This window comes from Kitasatospora humi, assembly GCF_020907985.1.
Classification (GTDB): domain Bacteria; phylum Actinomycetota; class Actinomycetes; order Streptomycetales; family Streptomycetaceae; genus Kitasatospora; species Kitasatospora humi.
This window is the reverse complement of record NZ_JAJJPA010000002.1, coordinates 1-14,408: the sequence shown is the minus strand read 5'-3', so window position 1 is coordinate 14,408 and position 14,408 is coordinate 1. Positions and strand designations below refer to the sequence as shown.

Here is a 14,408-nt window from a genome sequence, read left to right as displayed (position 1 = left end):
GGCCGGTCCGAAGCAAGCGCGACACGGTGCGATTGACGGAGCGGCTCGCCCGCCGGTGTTCGCTCCGCGCCGGGCGTTGGGTCTCGGCTCCGCGCCGGGTCCGCGCTGATGCCCCGTCGGGAAGTTCCGCGCCGCTCAGCCCGGAGTCAGCGCGAGCCGCGGCCGGGCGGCGCCGCAGGATTCGCGAACCGTGATCGCCGGCCGGAGCAGGACCTGGCGGCGGGAGTCCTCCGGGTGATCCAGGCGGTTCAGCAGCAACCCGGCCGCCGTGCGGCCCAGCAGGTGCTTGGGCGGGGAGACGGCGGTCAGCGGAACCTCCGCGATGTCGGCGATCTCGTCGTCGTAGGCGATCAGTGCCAGGTCGTCGGGGACGCGCAGCCCGGCCCGGCGGGCCGCGGCCTCCAGCAGGGCCGCCTGCCGGTCGCCGAAGCAGACCGCCGCGGTGGCGCCCGCCCGGCGCAGCCCGGTCAGGCAGCGGTCGGCCGCCGCCGGGCTCCACTCCTCCAGCGCGGCCCGGAACTCACTGCCGGCGAGGCCGAGTTCGCGCACGGCCTGGTGGAAGCCCCGCCGCACCGGTTCGGTGGTCGGGCTGTGCAGCCGCAGCACCAGGCCGGTGGTCCGGTGGCCGAGCCGGGCGAGGTGGCGCACGGCGTCGTAGCCGCCGGCCTCGTGGTGGGTGCAGACGCTCTCGGTGGCGTCCCCCAGGCTGGTCCCCCGCCGTTCCACCAGGACGACCGGCACCGGGAGCCCGGCCAGCCGGTCCAGGTAGGCCTCCGGCGTCTCGGGCCCGGCCAGCGTCGGCGCCAGCAGCAGGCCTTCGGCGCCCGCGTCGAGCATGTCGGCGATGGCCCTGAGCTCCCGGGCCTGGTCGTAGCTGGAACTGGCGATGACGCACCGTGCACCCGCCGCCGTGAGTTCCTCCTCGATGCCCTGCAGCACCCGGGGGTAGTAGAAGGCGGTGTCGGGGACGATGACGCCGATCAGGGCGGAGCGGCCGCCGGCGGCCGCCGGGGCGAGGACATAGGTGCCGGAGCCCTGGCGGCGCACCACCAAGTCCTCGGCCACCAGATCGGCGACGGCGCGGCGGACGGTGCTGACCGAGGCCCCGTGCGCCCGGGCGAGCTCCTGCTCGGTCGGCAGCCGGCTGCCCGGCGGCCAGAGGCCCTCGTCGATCTCCCGGCGCAGGCGGTCCGCGAGCGTGCGGAACTTCAGCCCTCTGCCCCGCGGGGCGGTGGCCTCGGCCGATCGGTGAGCCGAGCCGGTCATGCGTAACTCCCTGGTCCATCAGCTGACGGGGCCGTGCGACCGTCGGCTGACAGGATTTGCCAGGTTCGCTGTCCGGTCAATACCTGTTCGGGCAGATGACTTCCGCATGAATCGACTTGCCGTTCAGCTGGCGGCAGACCGCCGTCCACATCACCTGCTCGTCCGCGGCACCGGCCCGGCGGGCGCGCGGCGACCTGCGCGCGCTCCCCGCCGGGCTTTCCGCTCAGCCGACCAGTCGCCTACTGTGTACTCGATCAGAAGATGAGCAAGTGATATCCAAGCGGTCTGCCGCAGCCTGCCGCCAGCCTCGGCGGGCCGGACGGGGAGAAGAAGCATGACCATCACCGCGGAGGAACGGCGGGCCCGGATCCTCGAGGTCGTCCGTGAAGTGGGCACGGTCCGGGTGGTGGATCTGGCCGAGAGGATCGGCACCGCGGCGGTGACCGTGCGCCGGGACGTGGCGGCCCTCGCCGAAGCCGGTCTGCTGCGCCGCTCCCACGGTGCCGTCTCGCTGCCCCGCGACGCCGCAGCGACGGGCCCGGCCGGCCGCGACCGGGTCGTCGGCATGCTGGTGCCCACCGTCGGCTCGTACTTCGACGAGATCATCGCCGGGGCCCGTGCCGCGGCCACCGCCGCCGGCGCCAGGCTGGTGCTCGGCATCTCCGCGTACGAGTCGGCGGACGACCGCGCCCAGGTGGACCAGTTGCTCGACACCGGGCTCGACGGCCTGCTCCTCAGCCCCAACTGGCGCCCGGGGACCGGCGCGGTGGACGCGGACTGGCTCCGCGAGCTGCCGGTGCCCGCCGTGCTGGTCGAACGCCTCGCGCCCGCGGAGAGCGCCGCCGCCGAGCTGGACTCGGTGGGCTCGGACCATCGGCACGGCGTGCTGCTGGCCCTGCGGCACCTGGCCTCGCTCGGGCACGAGTCGGTGGCGCTGGCCGCCCGGCTGGACTCCTGGACGGCCGGCCAGGTGCGGGCGGGCTACGAGGAGGGCGTCCGGCTGCTCGGTCTGCGGCCGTACCCGGTCATCGACGTCGCCCGCCCCGGCATCGACGCGGAAGGGCTCGCCGCGCGGATTGCCGCGGCCGTCGGCCAGGGCGTGCGGGCGTTCCTGATCCACAACGACCAGGAGGCGATCCAGTTGGCCCCGCTGCTGCGGGCCCGGGGCCTGCGCGCGCCCGACGATCTGGCGTTGATCTCCTACGACGACGTGTTCGCGGCGCTGGCCTCGCCCCCGCTGACCGCCGTCGCCCCGCCCAAGCACGCGGTGGGCGCCGGCGCGCTCGAGTTGATGCTGCGCCGCATCGACAGCGAGAACGAACTGCCGGTCCACCACGTCCAGTTGCTGCCGGAGCTGAAGATCCGCACGTCCTGCGGCGGCGTCGGCGGCTAGGCCGACTGACGGCACCCAGCACGGGTCCGGCTGCCCGGCCGCCCGGCCGTGTCGTCGCCGCGCCGGCCCGTCAGCCGGCCAGCCGGGCCAGCAGGGCCGCGCCCGGCCCGAGCAGGTCGTCGAGCGGCGGGACGTGCGGGAACCAGGGCGCCTCGTACTCCCAGGACACCCAGCAGTCGGGCGCCAGCAGCGCCACGCAGTCGGCGAGCGGCAGCACGCCCGCGCCGAGCGGCAGCGGGGCGAGGTCGTCCGGGCCGGCGATGTCCTTCACCTGCGCGTAGCCGAGGTGCGGGGCGAGGGCGGCGTGGGACTGCGCGGGGGCCTCGCCCGCCAGGTGGGTGTGCATCACGTCCCACAGCGCGCCGACCGACGGGTGGCCCACCAGGTCGAGCACCCGGGCCACGTCCCGCCCGCCGCGGTGCGAGTCATGGGTCTCCAGCAGGATCCGCACGCCCAGGGAGTGCGCCGTGTCGGCCGCGGCCGCCAGGCGCGCCGCGGCTCGCCGGTCGGTCTCGGCCGCCGGCCCCGTGCCGCCGCGCGGGAAGACCCGCAGGTACCGCGCGCCGAGGTCGGCGGCCAGCCGCAGCTGCTCCCGCAGCTCGGCGACCGGCTCGGCGTCACCGCCCGGTGCCGCGACGCCGAGGTAGCCGGCGACCGTCAGCGGGGTGATCCCGGCGGCGGTGAACTCCCGGGCCGCGGCCGCCCGTTCGGCGGCGGTCAGCTCCAGGTGCACCGGCTCGCCGAGCGCGCAGCGCAGCTCCAGGCCCGCCCAGCCGTGCGCGGTGGCCAGTCGGAGGGCATCGGTGAGCGGGCGGCCCGGCAGGCCGAGGGTGGAGAAGGCCAGTCGCATGCCGGTCAGCCCTCCGGGTGCACGGTGGTGACGGTGACCCGGCCGGGCGCCAGGACGGCCCGGTGCTCGGTGCCGTCCGGCCACCGCACGTGGACCCGGTCGCCGTCGACGTGCACCCGGGGTGCGCGGACCGGTTCCGCGGCCCGGCTCAGCCTGCCCGTGCTGACGAAGAGCGAAGGCCCGGCGCCGGTGTGGCCGGTGAGCACCGGTACCGCGGCCGCCGGGCCGAACGCGGTGCCGCCGGGCAGCCCGGGGCAGTCCGCGGCGGTGAAGCCGTGGACGTTCTGCAGCACCGAGGTGAGCCGCACGCCTCCCGGGCCGGTGGCGGTCACCCGGGCGCGCGGCCCGTCCACCCGCTCGGTGGCCGTGGCACCGGCCGCCGCCCAGCCGCTGTGCCGGACCTCGGTGCCGGGCTCGGCGCCGCAGACCAGGTGGGCGCGGACCTCGTCGGCGCCGGACGCGAGGACCAGCGAGGTGATGGTGGTGTCGGGCAGCTCGCGCCCGCCGGCGCGCGGGTGGTGGGCGGAGGCGGCCCAGCCGGCTCCGGCGCCGAGCGGCCGGATCCGGCCGCGCTCGCTGAGCTCGCCGTGCGCCACCAGGCCGATGTGGTTGTCCGGGGCGCCGACGAAGGCGGGCCCGGTGGCGGTGGAGTGGGCGAGGCGGGCGTAGAGCGGGTTGTCGGGGAGCACCTGGTCGGCCGGCTGGTCGTCGCTGCCGTGGTTGTGCAGGCGGACCAGGCCGTCCGCCGCGGTGGACTGGATCAGCCAGCCCGGCTGCGGGAGCGCGGTGACCGCGTCCGCCGTCTCGGCCGGGCCCGGCTCCTCCACCGCCGTCCACACCGGATGGTCGGCGGGCAGCAGCAGGCCCAGGAAGCCCTTGGCGGCCCAGTACGGCGAGGCCGGCCCCGAGTAGGTCTGGACCATGGCGGGGTAGCGGCCGAACCAGCCGAGCGTGAGCAGGCCGTCGGCGTCCAGGGCGCCGCCGTCGATGAAGTACCGCAGCGCGCCGGAGGCCAGGCGACGGGTGGTGCCGGCGGAGAGCGGGGTGTGCCCGGTGAGGGCGCCGGCCCAGAGCGGCGCTGCGGCGGCGAAGCGGTAGGCGAGCGAGCGGCCCTGGTGCACGGGTGCGCCGTCGGCGCCGAAGGTGCGGGCGTGGCCCGCCAGGTGGGCGGCGAGGCGGGGGCCGTAGGTGTCGAGCAGCCGCTGGTCGCCGGTCAGGTGGGCGTGCAGCACGGGGTAGAGGTGGAGGGCCCAGCCGTTGTAGTGGTCGAAGGCGCGCGGGCGCCCGTCGGTGTACCAGCCGCCGCCGAGGTACCACTGCTCGATCCGCTCCAGCCCGCGGTCGACGGCGCGCTGCCCGGCACCGTCGTGGTCGAGGCCGGCCTCGACCAGGAAGCCGCCGACCATGGCGGGGAAGAGCCACCAGTTGTTGTCGACCGGGGACGGCCGCAGGCCGGGGGCGAGCCAGGCCCGGACCTGTTCGCGGGTCGGTTGGTCGAGGGTGTCCCAGAGCCACGGGCGGGTGAGGCGCAGGCCCACGGCGATCGACGCGGCCTCCACCAGGGCCTGGTGCCGATCGGCGATGCCGGGCCAGGAGACCGGGTCCCCGTCGGCGAGGTCGCCCTCGGCGGTCGGGGTCCGGGTGCCGGCGGCCAGACCTTGCCCGTATCGCCGCAGGAGTCCGTTCGGGTCGGCGCCGCCGGCTCCGGCGACTCGGAAGGCCGCGAGCAGGAAGGTCCTCGCGTATCCCTCCAGGGCGTCCGAGCGCCGCCCCGAGATGCTGGGCCGCTCGCCGGGGAGTGCGATCAGGGCTTGCTCGGGGCCGGCGAACCGCGTCACGGACTCCAGCAGGCCGTCCGCGGCGGCCTCCCAGTGGGCCCTGGTCCATCCGGTGTACGGACTGACCGTCCGGTCCTCGGGTGGCAACGCGATCGAGGGCATGGCTGTGCTCCTTGCTCGGGACGGGCTGACCGAATCTAGAAACGGCTCGATCATTCGTCAAGACGATCGGACCGAATGATCAGGCCCGCCAGGGCGTCATGCAGCGGAAGGCCAGACGGGCGGCAGATTGACGGTTGACGATGATTACGATCGGATCAACTCGGATCAATTGATCCGTTCCTCTTGACTCTGATCGGAGGTGGTCGCAGGATAGCCGCAATCCGCCGACCGTCCGTTCGACGATCGGCCGTCAACGGCACACCGCCCCCGCCCCAGGAGCCGAGCCATGTCCATCTCCCCCACCAGCGCCCGTTCGCGCAGAGCGCGCCTCGCCGCCGTCGCCACCATCGGCGCGCTCTCCCTGTCCCTCGTCGCGGCCTGCGGCAGCGGCGGGGGATCCAGCTCCAACGGCGCGGACTCCGGCCCGGTCACCATCACCTTCTGGGGCTGGGCCAAGGGCACCCAGGACGTGGTGAACGCGTTCAACTCCTCGCACAAGGACGTCCAGGTCACCTTCCAGCAGATCCCGTCCGGCGTCGCGGGCGGCTATGCGAAGATCACGGACGCGGTCAAGGCCGGCAACGCCCCGGACGTGTTCAACGTCGAGTACGCGGCGCTGCCCGACTTCGTCAGCCAGGGCGCCGTCCAGGACATCACCAAGCTCGTCCCGGACAGCCTCAAGGCGAAGTACCTGCCGCAGTCCGTGGAGCTGACCACCCTCGCCGGCAAGAGCTGGGGCCTGCCGCTGGACGCCTCCCCGCAGGCGCTGTTCTACCGCAAGGACCTCTTCGCCCAGGCCGGCATCACCACCCCGCCGACGACCTGGGACGAGTACCTCGCCGACGCGCAGAAGCTGAAGCAGGCCGAGCCGAACACCCGGATCGGCACCTTCTTCCCGGACGACCCGAGCACCCTCGAGGCGCTCTCCTGGCAGAACGGCGCGCACTGGTTCACCGGCGTCGGCGACACCTGGAACGTCGCCCTCAACAGCCCCGAGACCAAGCGGGTAACCGACTACTGGCAGCAGCTGGTCTCCAACGACCTGGTCCGCGTCCAGACCTCGTTCAGCCAGCAGTGGGTCGCCTCGCTGCAGAAGGGCGAGACCGCCGCCTACGTCGGCGCGGCCTGGGGAGGCGGCGTGCTGCAGTCCGACCTGGCGAGCTCCCCCGGCGCGGCCGGCAAGTGGGCGGTCGCCCCGGTCCCGAGCTGGGACGGCAAGCCCGCCAGCGGCATGCTCGGCGGCACCACCTTCGCCGTCTCCAAGGACAGCAAGAAGGCCAAGGCCGCCGTGGAGTTCGCCACCTGGGCGACCACCACGCCCGAGGGCATCCAGGCCCGCATCGCCTCCGGCACCTCCTCGCTGTTCCCCGCCGACCCGGAGCTGGTGCCGACCGCCAAGTCGGCCTTCAAGACCGACTTCTACGGCGGCCAGGACATCTACTCCGTCTTCGTCGACGAGTCCAAGGCGATCCTGCCCGACTGGCAGTGGGGACCGGCCATGAGCGTCGCCAACAGCACCATGTCGGACGCCTTCGGCAAGCTCGGCAGCGGCGGCACCATCGGCGCGGCCGTCGACGCCGCCCAGCAGTCCACCGTCAACGCACTCAAGACCCGCGGACTCAAGGTCGCCCAGTGACACGGTCCCGATCAGCGGCTCCGCCGCGGGGCGACAACGCCGCCTCCCGCGCCGCCACCGTCAGGCGGCGCGGGAGGAGCGGGGCCCCCGCCCTGCTCATCGCCCCGTTCCTGCTGCTCTTCACCGCCGTGATGCTGGTCCCGATCGGCTACGCCGTCTACCTGAGCCTGTTCACCGAGCAGCGCTCCGGTCTGGGTTTCGGCGACGCCCGAACGGTCTTCACCGGCTTCGGCAACTACGCCCGGGCACTGGGGGATTCGGCCTACCGGACCGGCTTCCTGACCATCGTCCAGTACTGCGTGCTCTACATCCCGGTCATGCTCGGCCTGTCGCTGCTGGCGGCCCTGCTGCTGGACTCCGTGCTGGCCCGGGCCAAGCGGTTCTTCCAGCTGGCGCTGTTCCTGCCGCACGCCGTGCCGGGCATCATCGCGGCACTGGTCTGGACCTACCTCTACACCCCCGGCATCAGCCCGGTGATCGGCGCGCTGAACTCGGCCGGCAGCCACCTGGACCTGCTCGGCCACCCGCTGCCCGCGGTGGTCAACATGGCCGTGTGGGAGTGGACCGGCTACAACATGGTGATCTTCTACGCCGCGCTGCAGGCCATCCCGCGCGAGGTCCTGGAGGCCTCGGTGGTGGACGGCGCCGGCCCGCTGCGCACCGCCCTCAGCATCAAGGTCCCGCTGATCCGGGCCTCGATCACGATGGTCGGCATGTTCACCGTGATCGGCTCGCTCCAGCTGTTCACCGAGCCGATGATCATGTACCGCACCGCGCCCGCCGTGGTCAGCTCCTGGACGCCCAACATGTTCGCCTACACCGCGGCCTTCGACCGCGACGACTACGGCCTGGCCGCGGCCTCGTCCGTGATGCTCGCGCTGGTCGCCGCCGCGCTGTCCTTCATCGTCACCCGGCTCACCCGTGGCCGGACCGAACGCCGGGCGGAGGCCGCCGCATGAAGACGCTCTCTCCTCCCGAGCGGGCCGCCGCGCCCCAGCCCCGGCCGACACCCGCGCCCGGCCGGGCCGGGCGGCGGCCGTGGAGCCCCTCCAAGGCGGCCGTCAACGGCGCCCTGGTGCTGTTCACGCTCTACACCCTGCTGCCGCTGGGCTGGCTGCTCACCGCGGCCGCCAAGAACACCCCGGACCTGCTGGGCGGCAACACCCTGACCCCGGCCGACTTCCACCTCGGCCAGAACCTGCACGACCTGGCCGCGGCCGACGCCGGGATCTACTTCCACTGGTACCTCAACTCCCTGCTGTACGCCGGGCTCGGAGCGCTGGGCTGCGCCTTCGTCTGCGTCTGCGCGGGCTACGCCTTCGAGGTCTACGGCTTCCGCGGCAAGGAGAAGCTCTTCGGTCTGGTGCTGCTCGGCGTCCTGGTGCCCACCACCGCACTCGCCCTGCCGATGTACCTGCTGGCCTCCAAGGTCGGCCTGGTCAACACCTTCTGGGCCGTCTTCGTCCCCAGCCTGGTCAACCCCTTCGGGGTCTACCTGGCCAGGGTGTTCTGCGCCGGGTACGTGCCCGGCGAGGTCCTGGAGGCGGCCCGCGTGGACGGCGCCGGCGAGCTGCGCACCTTCTGGTCGATCGGCCTGAGGATGGTGATGCCCGGCTTCGTGACGGTGTTCCTGTTCCAGTTCACGGCCATCTGGAACAACTTCTTCCTGCCGCTGGTGATGCTCTCCGACAGCAAGCTCTTCCCGGTCAGCCTCGGGCTCTACTCCTGGAACACCCAGACCCGGAGCGAGCCCTCGTACTACCCGCTGGTCGTCACCGGCTCACTGCTGGCGATCGTCCCGCTGGTGGTCGCCTTCATCGCCCTGCAGCGGCACTGGAAGGCCGGCCTCACCGCGGGCAGCATCAAGTGACCGACCGACCAGCCCACTTCACCGACACTCCGGAGACCCCAGTGTCCAACCCGCAGACCGCGGCCACCGGCGACGCGGAGCTGCCGCCCGCCGGCCGTACGCGGCCGCGAGCAGTGCTGGCCATGCACCCCGAGCTCGCCCCGAGCCTGTTCGACCGCCGCACGCTCGGCCGGCTCACCAGCCTCGCCGACCTCGATCCCGCCCTGGTCATCGACGACTTCGGCACCCCGGAGGCGCTCGCCGCCCTCGCCGACGCGGAGGTCATCGTCAGCAGCTGGGGCTGCCCGCCGATCGACGAAACCGTGCTGGCCGCCGCACCCGGGCTGCGTGCCGTGCTGCACGCCGCGGGGTCGGTCAAGCACCACATCACCGAGGCCTGCTGGAAGCGCGGCATCCAGGTCACCTCGGCCGCCTGGGCCAACGCCCTGCCGGTCGCCGAATACACCGTTGCCGCCGTCCTGTTCGCCAACAAGCAGGTGCTACGTATCAGTTCGGAGTACCGGGAGCAACGCGCGCGGCGCGACTGGCAGCACGCCCACCCCGGCATGGGCAACTACCGCAAGACCGTCGGCATCGTCGGCGCCTCGCAGATCGGCCGGCGGGTGCTGGAGCTGCTCCGACCGTACGACCTCGAACTCCTGCTCCACGACCCGTATGTGACGCAGCACGAGGCGCAAGCGCTGGGCGCCCGAGCCGTGGCCCTGCACGAACTCTGCGCGCTCAGCGACGTGGTGAGCGTGCACGCCCCCGAACTCCCCGCCACCCGCCACCTGATCAGCCGCCGGATGCTGGCGCTGATGCCGGACGGCGCCACCCTGGTCAACACCTCCCGCGGGTCGCTGGTCGAGCAGGACGCCCTGGTGGCGGAGCTGGCCGCCGGCCGCCTCAACGCGGTGCTCGACGTCACCACGCCCGAGGTGCTGCCGGCCGACTCGCCGCTGTACGAGCTGCCGAACGTGCTGCTCACCCCGCACGTGGCCGGCTCGCTGGGCAACGAGCTGCACCGGATGGCAGCCGCCGTCGCCGACGAACTCGCCTGCTACACCGCGGGTTTGCCGTTCGCCCATCCGGTCCTGCCGGAGGCGGTCGACCGCACGGCCTGACGGGTCACCAGGTCTCCCCCGCCGGGGTCGTCATCGCCATGACCCGGCGGGATCCCGACGCATGTTTGGAAAGCACCACCGCACTCGGCCCGCTGCCGAGGCTTCACACCACCCGAGGAGAGCCCGCCCATGTCCCGCAAAGTGATCGGCATCGTCATGAACGGCGTGACCGGCCGGATGGGCTACCGCCAGCACCTGGTCCGCTCCATCCTGGCCATCCGCGAGCAGGGCGGCCTCGCCCTGGAGAACGGCCAACTGCTGTGGCCCGAGCCGATCCTGGTCGGCCGCAGCGAGCACAAGCTCAAGGAGCTGGCCGACCGCCACGGCCTGGAGCACTGGACCACCTCGCTGGACGAGGCGCTGGCCCACCCGCTCACCGAGATCTACTTCGACGCCCAGGTCACCCAGGCCCGCGAGCAGGCCATCCGCAAGGCGATCGCCGCCGGGAAGCACATCTACACTGAGAAGCCGACCGCCGAGTCGGTCGAGGCCGCGCTGGAGCTGGCCCGGCTGGCCCGCGATGCCGGGGTGTGCAACGGCGCGGTGCAGGACAAGCTGTTCCTGCCGGGCCTGCTGAAGCTCAAGCGGCTGGTCGACGGCGGATTCTTCGGCCGGATCCTGTCCGTGCGCGGCGAGTTCGGCTACTGGGTCTTCGAGGGCGACTGGCAGTCGGCCCAGCGGCCCTCCTGGAACTACCGCGCCGAGGACGGCGGCGGCATGATCCTGGACATGTTCCCGCACTGGCGCTACGTGCTGGACAACCTCATCGCCCCGGTCCGCTCGGTGTACGCCCACACCGCCACCCACATCCCCACCCGGGTCGACGAGCAGGGCAAGCCGTACCAGGCCACCGCCGACGACGCCGCCTACGGCGTCTTCGAGTTGGAGGGCGGCATCACCGCCCAGATCAACTCCTCCTGGGCGGTCCGGGTCGACCGCGACGAGCTGGTGGAGTTCCAGGTCGACGGCACCGAGGGCAGCGCCGTGGCGGGCCTTCGCAACTGCCGCTTCCAGCACCGCGCCGGCACCCCCAAGCCGGTCTGGAACCCCGACCTGCCGGCCACCGAGTCGTTCCGCTCGCAGTGGCAGCAGGTGCCCGACAACGAGGAGTTCGACAACGGCTTCAAGGTCCAGTGGGAGCTGTTCCTCAAGCACGCCGTCACCGGTTCCCCGTACCAGTGGGACCTGTTGGAGGGCGCCAAGGGCGTGCAGCTCGCCGAGCTGGGCCTGCGCTCCGCCGCCGAGGGCCGCCGCTTCGACGTTCCCGAACTGGAGATCTGATGGCCGAGTTGAAGCTCCCCGGTACCGGCCGGTTGGTCCTGCGCGAGCCCGAGCCGCTGCCCGCTCGGCTCCGTCCATCGACCAGCCGCGTGGCTCTCGCCGCCGCTCACGTGGTCGCCGACCCGCAGGGCGGGAACGCGCCCGGTGCGGCCGCCGCCGTCGACTGGGAGGCCACCATGGCCTTCCGCCACCGCCTGTGGTCGCTCGGCCTCGGCGTCGCCGACGCCATGGACACGGCCCAGCGCGGCATGGGCCTGGACTGGGCCGCCACCAAGGAGCTGATCACCCGCTCCGGAGCCGAGGCCCGGGCCGTCGCAGGCAGGCTCGCGTGCGGCGTGGGCACCGATCAACTCACCACTCCCGACCCGGATCCGTCCGAGATCCTGGCCGCCTACGAGCAGCAGTTGGAGGTGGTCGAAGACGCCGGTGCGCAGCCCGTCCTGATGGCCAGTCGGGCGCTCGCCGCCACCGCGCACGGCCCCGACGACTACCTGCGGCTCTACGGCCACCTGATCGGCCAGGCCAGGCAGCCCGTCATCCTGCACTGGCTCGGCGAGATGTTCGACCCGGCGCTGCGGGGCTACTGGGGCTCCCCCGACCTCGACCGGGCCACCGGAACCGTGCTGGCGCTCGTCGAGGAGCACGCCGACCGGATCGACGGCATCAAGGTGTCCCTGCTCGACGCCGACCGGGAGATCGCGCTGCGCCGCGCCCTGCCCGATGGCGTCAAGCTCTACACCGGGGACGACTTCAACTACCCGCAGCTCATCCGGGGCGATGAACTCGGCCACAGCCACGCACTGCTGGGCGTCTTCGACCCGATCGCCGCCAGGGCCGCCGCCGCCCTGCACGCGCTCGACTCCGGCGACCTGGACCGCTACGACGCCCTGCTGGCCCCGACCCTGCCGCTGGCCCGGCACCTGTTCACCACGCCGACGTACCACTACAAGACGGGCATCGTCTTCCTGGCGTGGCTCGCCGGCCACCAGGACCACTTCACCATGGTGGCCGGTGCGCAGAGCGGTCGTTCCGTGCCGCACCTGGTGGAGCTGTTCCGGCTCGCCGACCAGGCCGGCGTGCTGCCCGACCCGGACCTCGCCGTCGACCGGATGCGCCGGTTCCTCGCCGTGGCGGGGGTGGACGCATGAGTCGGCTGTCCCTGAACCAGATCACCACCAGGAACTGGAGCCTGCCCGAGGCCGTCCAGGGCTGCGTGGACGCCGGCGTCCCGGCGATCGGCCTGTGGCGGGACAAGGTCGCCGAGACCGGCCTCGCCACCGCGGTGAAGCTGGTCCGCGATGCGGGCCTGGCGGTCAGCAGCCTGTGCCGGGGCGGCTTCCTCACCGCTCCCGGCCCCGAGGGCCTCCAGGCGGCGCTGGCGGAGAACCTGCGTGCCCTGGAGGAGGCGGCCGAACTGGGCACCGACACCCTGGTGATGGTGGTCGGCGGCCTTCCCGGTGCCGGATCTGCGCACCCCAGCCGCGACTTGGCCGGCGCCCGCGCCCGGGTGGCCGAGCTGCTCGGCGAACTCGCCCCGCACGCCGGTGACTTCGGCGTGCGTCTGGCGATCGAGCCGCTGCATCCGATGTTCTGCGCCGACCGGGCCGTGGTCTCCACCCTGGGCCAGGCACTCGACCTCGCCGAGCAGTTCCCCGTCGAGCAGGTCGGTGTCGTGGTGGACAGCTACCACGTCTGGTGGGACCCGCGGCTGGCCGAGCAGATCGCCCGCGCCGGGGAGCGGATCGCCTCCTACCAGGTCTGCGACTGGACGCTGCCGCTGCCCCCCGACGTCCTGCTGGGGCGCGGCCACGTCGGTGACGGCCACATCGACTTCCGGGCCATGACCGACCTCGTCGACGCGGCCGGCTACACCGGCTGGATCGAGGTCGAGATCTTCAACCAGCGGATCTGGGACACCCCCGGGGAGCAGACCCTGCGGACCGTGATCGAGCGCCACCGCGCCCACGTGGAAACCCCGTGAGGGTCGTCTTCGCACCCGACTCCTTCAAGGGGACCGTCACCGCCGCCGACGCGGCTCGGGCGCTGGCCGACGGCTGGCGCTCCGTCCGCCGGGCGGACCACCTGGTGATCCGACCCATGGCCGACGGCGGAGAAGGCACTCTGGCCGCCGTCATGGCCGCCCACCCGGGTGCCGCCCTCATCCGGATGGGCGGCTGCACCGGCCCCGACGGCCGGCCCGTGGACGGTGAGTACGCCCTCCTCCCGGACGGCACCGCCGTGGTCGAACTCGCCACCGCCAGCGGGATCACGCTGATGGGCGACCTCGCCCCGCTCACCGCCACCAGCCGGGGCACCGGCGAGCTGATCGCCGCTGCCCTCGACGGCGGAGCACGGCGGCTGATGGTCGCCCTCGGCGGCTCCGCCTCCACCGACGGCGGGGCCGGTCTGCTGGCGGCCCTGGGCCTGCGGCTGCTCGACGCCGACGGCGTGCCGCTGCCCGACGGCGGCGGCGCCCTCGGCCGGGCCCACTGGGTGGACCGCGGCCGGTTCCGGGCCGCGCCGCTCGGCGGCGTGCGGCTGCTCACCGATGTCGCCAACCCGCTGCTGGGCCCCGCCGGCGCCGCCGCCGTGTACGGTCCGCAGAAGGGCGCCTCGCCCGCCGACATCGAACGGCTCGACGAAGGCCTCGGCCGCCTCGCCGAGTTGCTCGGTGGCGATCCGCGACGACCCGGAGCGGGCGCGGCCGGTGGCGCCGCCTACGGCCTGATGGCCGCCTGGGGCGCCACCGTCACGCCCGGCGCGGCAGCCGTCGCCGACCTGCTCGGCCTGACGGAGGCACTGGCCGGGGCCGACCTGGTCGTCACCGGCGAAGGCAGGTTCGACGCCACCAGCCTGCTCGGCAAGGTCGTCGGCGAGGTGCTCGCGCGCGCCGAGCGGTCCGGGGTCGCCGCGCGGATCGTCGCCGGGGAGTCCACCGGCGAGGGCGTGCTGACGCTCAGCAGCATCGCCGGCGACCCGAAGGCGGCCCGCGCCCGGGCGGCCCACTGGCTCCACCGGGCGGGCGCCGCGCTCGCCGCCGAGGCGGGCTCGCCGGTCTGGCTGCGGCTG

At 73.6% G+C, this 14,408-nt stretch carries 12 protein-coding genes; 9 read left to right on the top strand and 3 right to left on the bottom strand.

Going from position 1 to position 14,408, the window contains the following annotated elements:
* Window positions 1–135: 135 nt before the first annotated feature.
* Window positions 136–1,266: a LacI family DNA-binding transcriptional regulator gene (locus tag LN042_RS02555; protein WP_230048096.1), complete on the bottom strand. Its 1,131-nt coding sequence runs from the start codon at window positions 1,264–1,266 to the stop codon at window positions 136–138.
* 334 nt (window positions 1,267–1,600) lie between these two features.
* On the opposite strand from LN042_RS02555, the gene LN042_RS02550 reads away from it, so the two are divergent.
* A complete protein-coding gene (locus LN042_RS02550; protein WP_230048095.1) occupies window positions 1,601–2,659 on the top strand; it encodes a LacI family DNA-binding transcriptional regulator in 1,059 nt (352 codons plus the stop codon).
* Between the two features lie 70 nt (window positions 2,660–2,729).
* On the opposite strand, the gene LN042_RS02545 is transcribed toward LN042_RS02550, so the two are convergent.
* Together LN042_RS02545 and LN042_RS02540 are read right to left on the bottom strand one after the other, a co-directional pair.
* Window positions 2,730–3,509, bottom strand: a complete 780-nt coding sequence (locus LN042_RS02545) for a sugar phosphate isomerase/epimerase family protein (protein WP_230048094.1) — start codon at window positions 3,507–3,509, stop codon at window positions 2,730–2,732.
* Between the two features lie 5 nt (window positions 3,510–3,514).
* Window positions 3,515–5,449 (bottom strand): DUF2264 domain-containing protein, encoded by a 1,935-nt coding sequence (locus LN042_RS02540; protein ID WP_230048093.1) that lies wholly within the window; start codon window positions 5,447–5,449, stop codon window positions 3,515–3,517.
* A 286-nt stretch (window positions 5,450–5,735) separates the two neighbouring features.
* On the opposite strand from LN042_RS02540, the gene LN042_RS02535 reads away from it, so the two are divergent.
* From LN042_RS02535 to LN042_RS02500, 8 genes are all read left to right on the top strand, one after another.
* On the top strand, window positions 5,736–7,085 hold the full coding sequence (locus tag LN042_RS02535) for an ABC transporter substrate-binding protein (protein WP_230048092.1): 1,350 nt from the start codon (window positions 5,736–5,738) through the stop codon (window positions 7,083–7,085).
* Window positions 7,082–8,044 (top strand): carbohydrate ABC transporter permease, encoded by a 963-nt coding sequence (locus LN042_RS02530; protein WP_230048091.1) that lies wholly within the window; start codon window positions 7,082–7,084, stop codon window positions 8,042–8,044. The genes LN042_RS02535 and LN042_RS02530 overlap by 4 nt, the downstream gene beginning before the upstream one ends.
* On the top strand, window positions 8,041–8,955 hold the full coding sequence (locus LN042_RS02525; protein WP_230048090.1) for a carbohydrate ABC transporter permease: 915 nt from the start codon (window positions 8,041–8,043) through the stop codon (window positions 8,953–8,955). Before LN042_RS02530 ends, LN042_RS02525 begins: the two co-directional genes overlap by 4 nt.
* 122 nt (window positions 8,956–9,077) lie before the next feature.
* Window positions 9,078–10,058 carry a hydroxyacid dehydrogenase gene (locus tag LN042_RS02520; RefSeq protein WP_230048463.1) on the top strand — a complete coding sequence of 327 codons (981 nt, stop codon included), beginning with the start codon at window positions 9,078–9,080 and terminating at the stop codon, window positions 10,056–10,058.
* Window positions 10,059–10,187: 129 nt separating this feature from the next.
* Window positions 10,188–11,339 carry a Gfo/Idh/MocA family protein gene (locus tag LN042_RS02515; protein WP_230048089.1) on the top strand — a complete coding sequence of 384 codons (1,152 nt, stop codon included), beginning with the start codon at window positions 10,188–10,190 and terminating at the stop codon, window positions 11,337–11,339.
* The gene (locus LN042_RS02510) at window positions 11,339–12,487 is read left to right on the top strand and encodes a dihydrodipicolinate synthase family protein (protein WP_230048088.1); all 1,149 of its coding nucleotides are present in this window, start codon (window positions 11,339–11,341) and stop codon (window positions 12,485–12,487) included. The genes LN042_RS02515 and LN042_RS02510 overlap by 1 nt, the downstream gene beginning before the upstream one ends.
* Window positions 12,484–13,320, top strand: a complete 837-nt coding sequence (locus LN042_RS02505) for a sugar phosphate isomerase/epimerase family protein (RefSeq protein WP_230048087.1) — start codon at window positions 12,484–12,486, stop codon at window positions 13,318–13,320. The genes LN042_RS02510 and LN042_RS02505 overlap by 4 nt, the downstream gene beginning before the upstream one ends.
* On the top strand, window positions 13,317–14,408 hold a 1,092-nt coding region (locus LN042_RS02500), incomplete at its 3' end, for a glycerate kinase family protein (RefSeq protein WP_230048086.1). The genes LN042_RS02505 and LN042_RS02500, both read left to right, overlap by 4 nt.

Excerpts from the sequence above, each read along its gene's own strand:
- LN042_RS02505 (WP_230048087.1), top strand. The coding sequence starts at position 12,484 with ATGAGTCGGCTGTCCCTGAACCAGATCACCACCAGGAACTGGAGCCTG.
- LN042_RS02515 (WP_230048089.1), top strand. The coding sequence starts at position 10,188 with ATGTCCCGCAAAGTGATCGGCATCGTCATGAACGGCGTGACCGGCCGG.
- LN042_RS02510 (WP_230048088.1), top strand. The coding sequence starts at position 11,339 with ATGGCCGAGTTGAAGCTCCCCGGTACCGGCCGGTTGGTCCTGCGCGAG.
- LN042_RS02520 (WP_230048463.1), top strand. The coding sequence starts at position 9,078 with ATGCACCCCGAGCTCGCCCCGAGCCTGTTCGACCGCCGCACGCTCGGC.
- LN042_RS02545 (WP_230048094.1), bottom strand. The coding sequence starts at position 3,509 with ATGCGACTGGCCTTCTCCACCCTCGGCCTGCCGGGCCGCCCGCTCACC.
- LN042_RS02540 (WP_230048093.1), bottom strand. The coding sequence starts at position 5,449 with ATGCCCTCGATCGCGTTGCCACCCGAGGACCGGACGGTCAGTCCGTAC.
- LN042_RS02555 (WP_230048096.1), bottom strand. The coding sequence starts at position 1,266 with ATGACCGGCTCGGCTCACCGATCGGCCGAGGCCACCGCCCCGCGGGGC.
- LN042_RS02525 (WP_230048090.1), top strand. The coding sequence starts at position 8,041 with ATGAAGACGCTCTCTCCTCCCGAGCGGGCCGCCGCGCCCCAGCCCCGG.
- LN042_RS02550 (WP_230048095.1), top strand. The coding sequence starts at position 1,601 with ATGACCATCACCGCGGAGGAACGGCGGGCCCGGATCCTCGAGGTCGTC.
- LN042_RS02535 (WP_230048092.1), top strand. The coding sequence starts at position 5,736 with ATGTCCATCTCCCCCACCAGCGCCCGTTCGCGCAGAGCGCGCCTCGCC.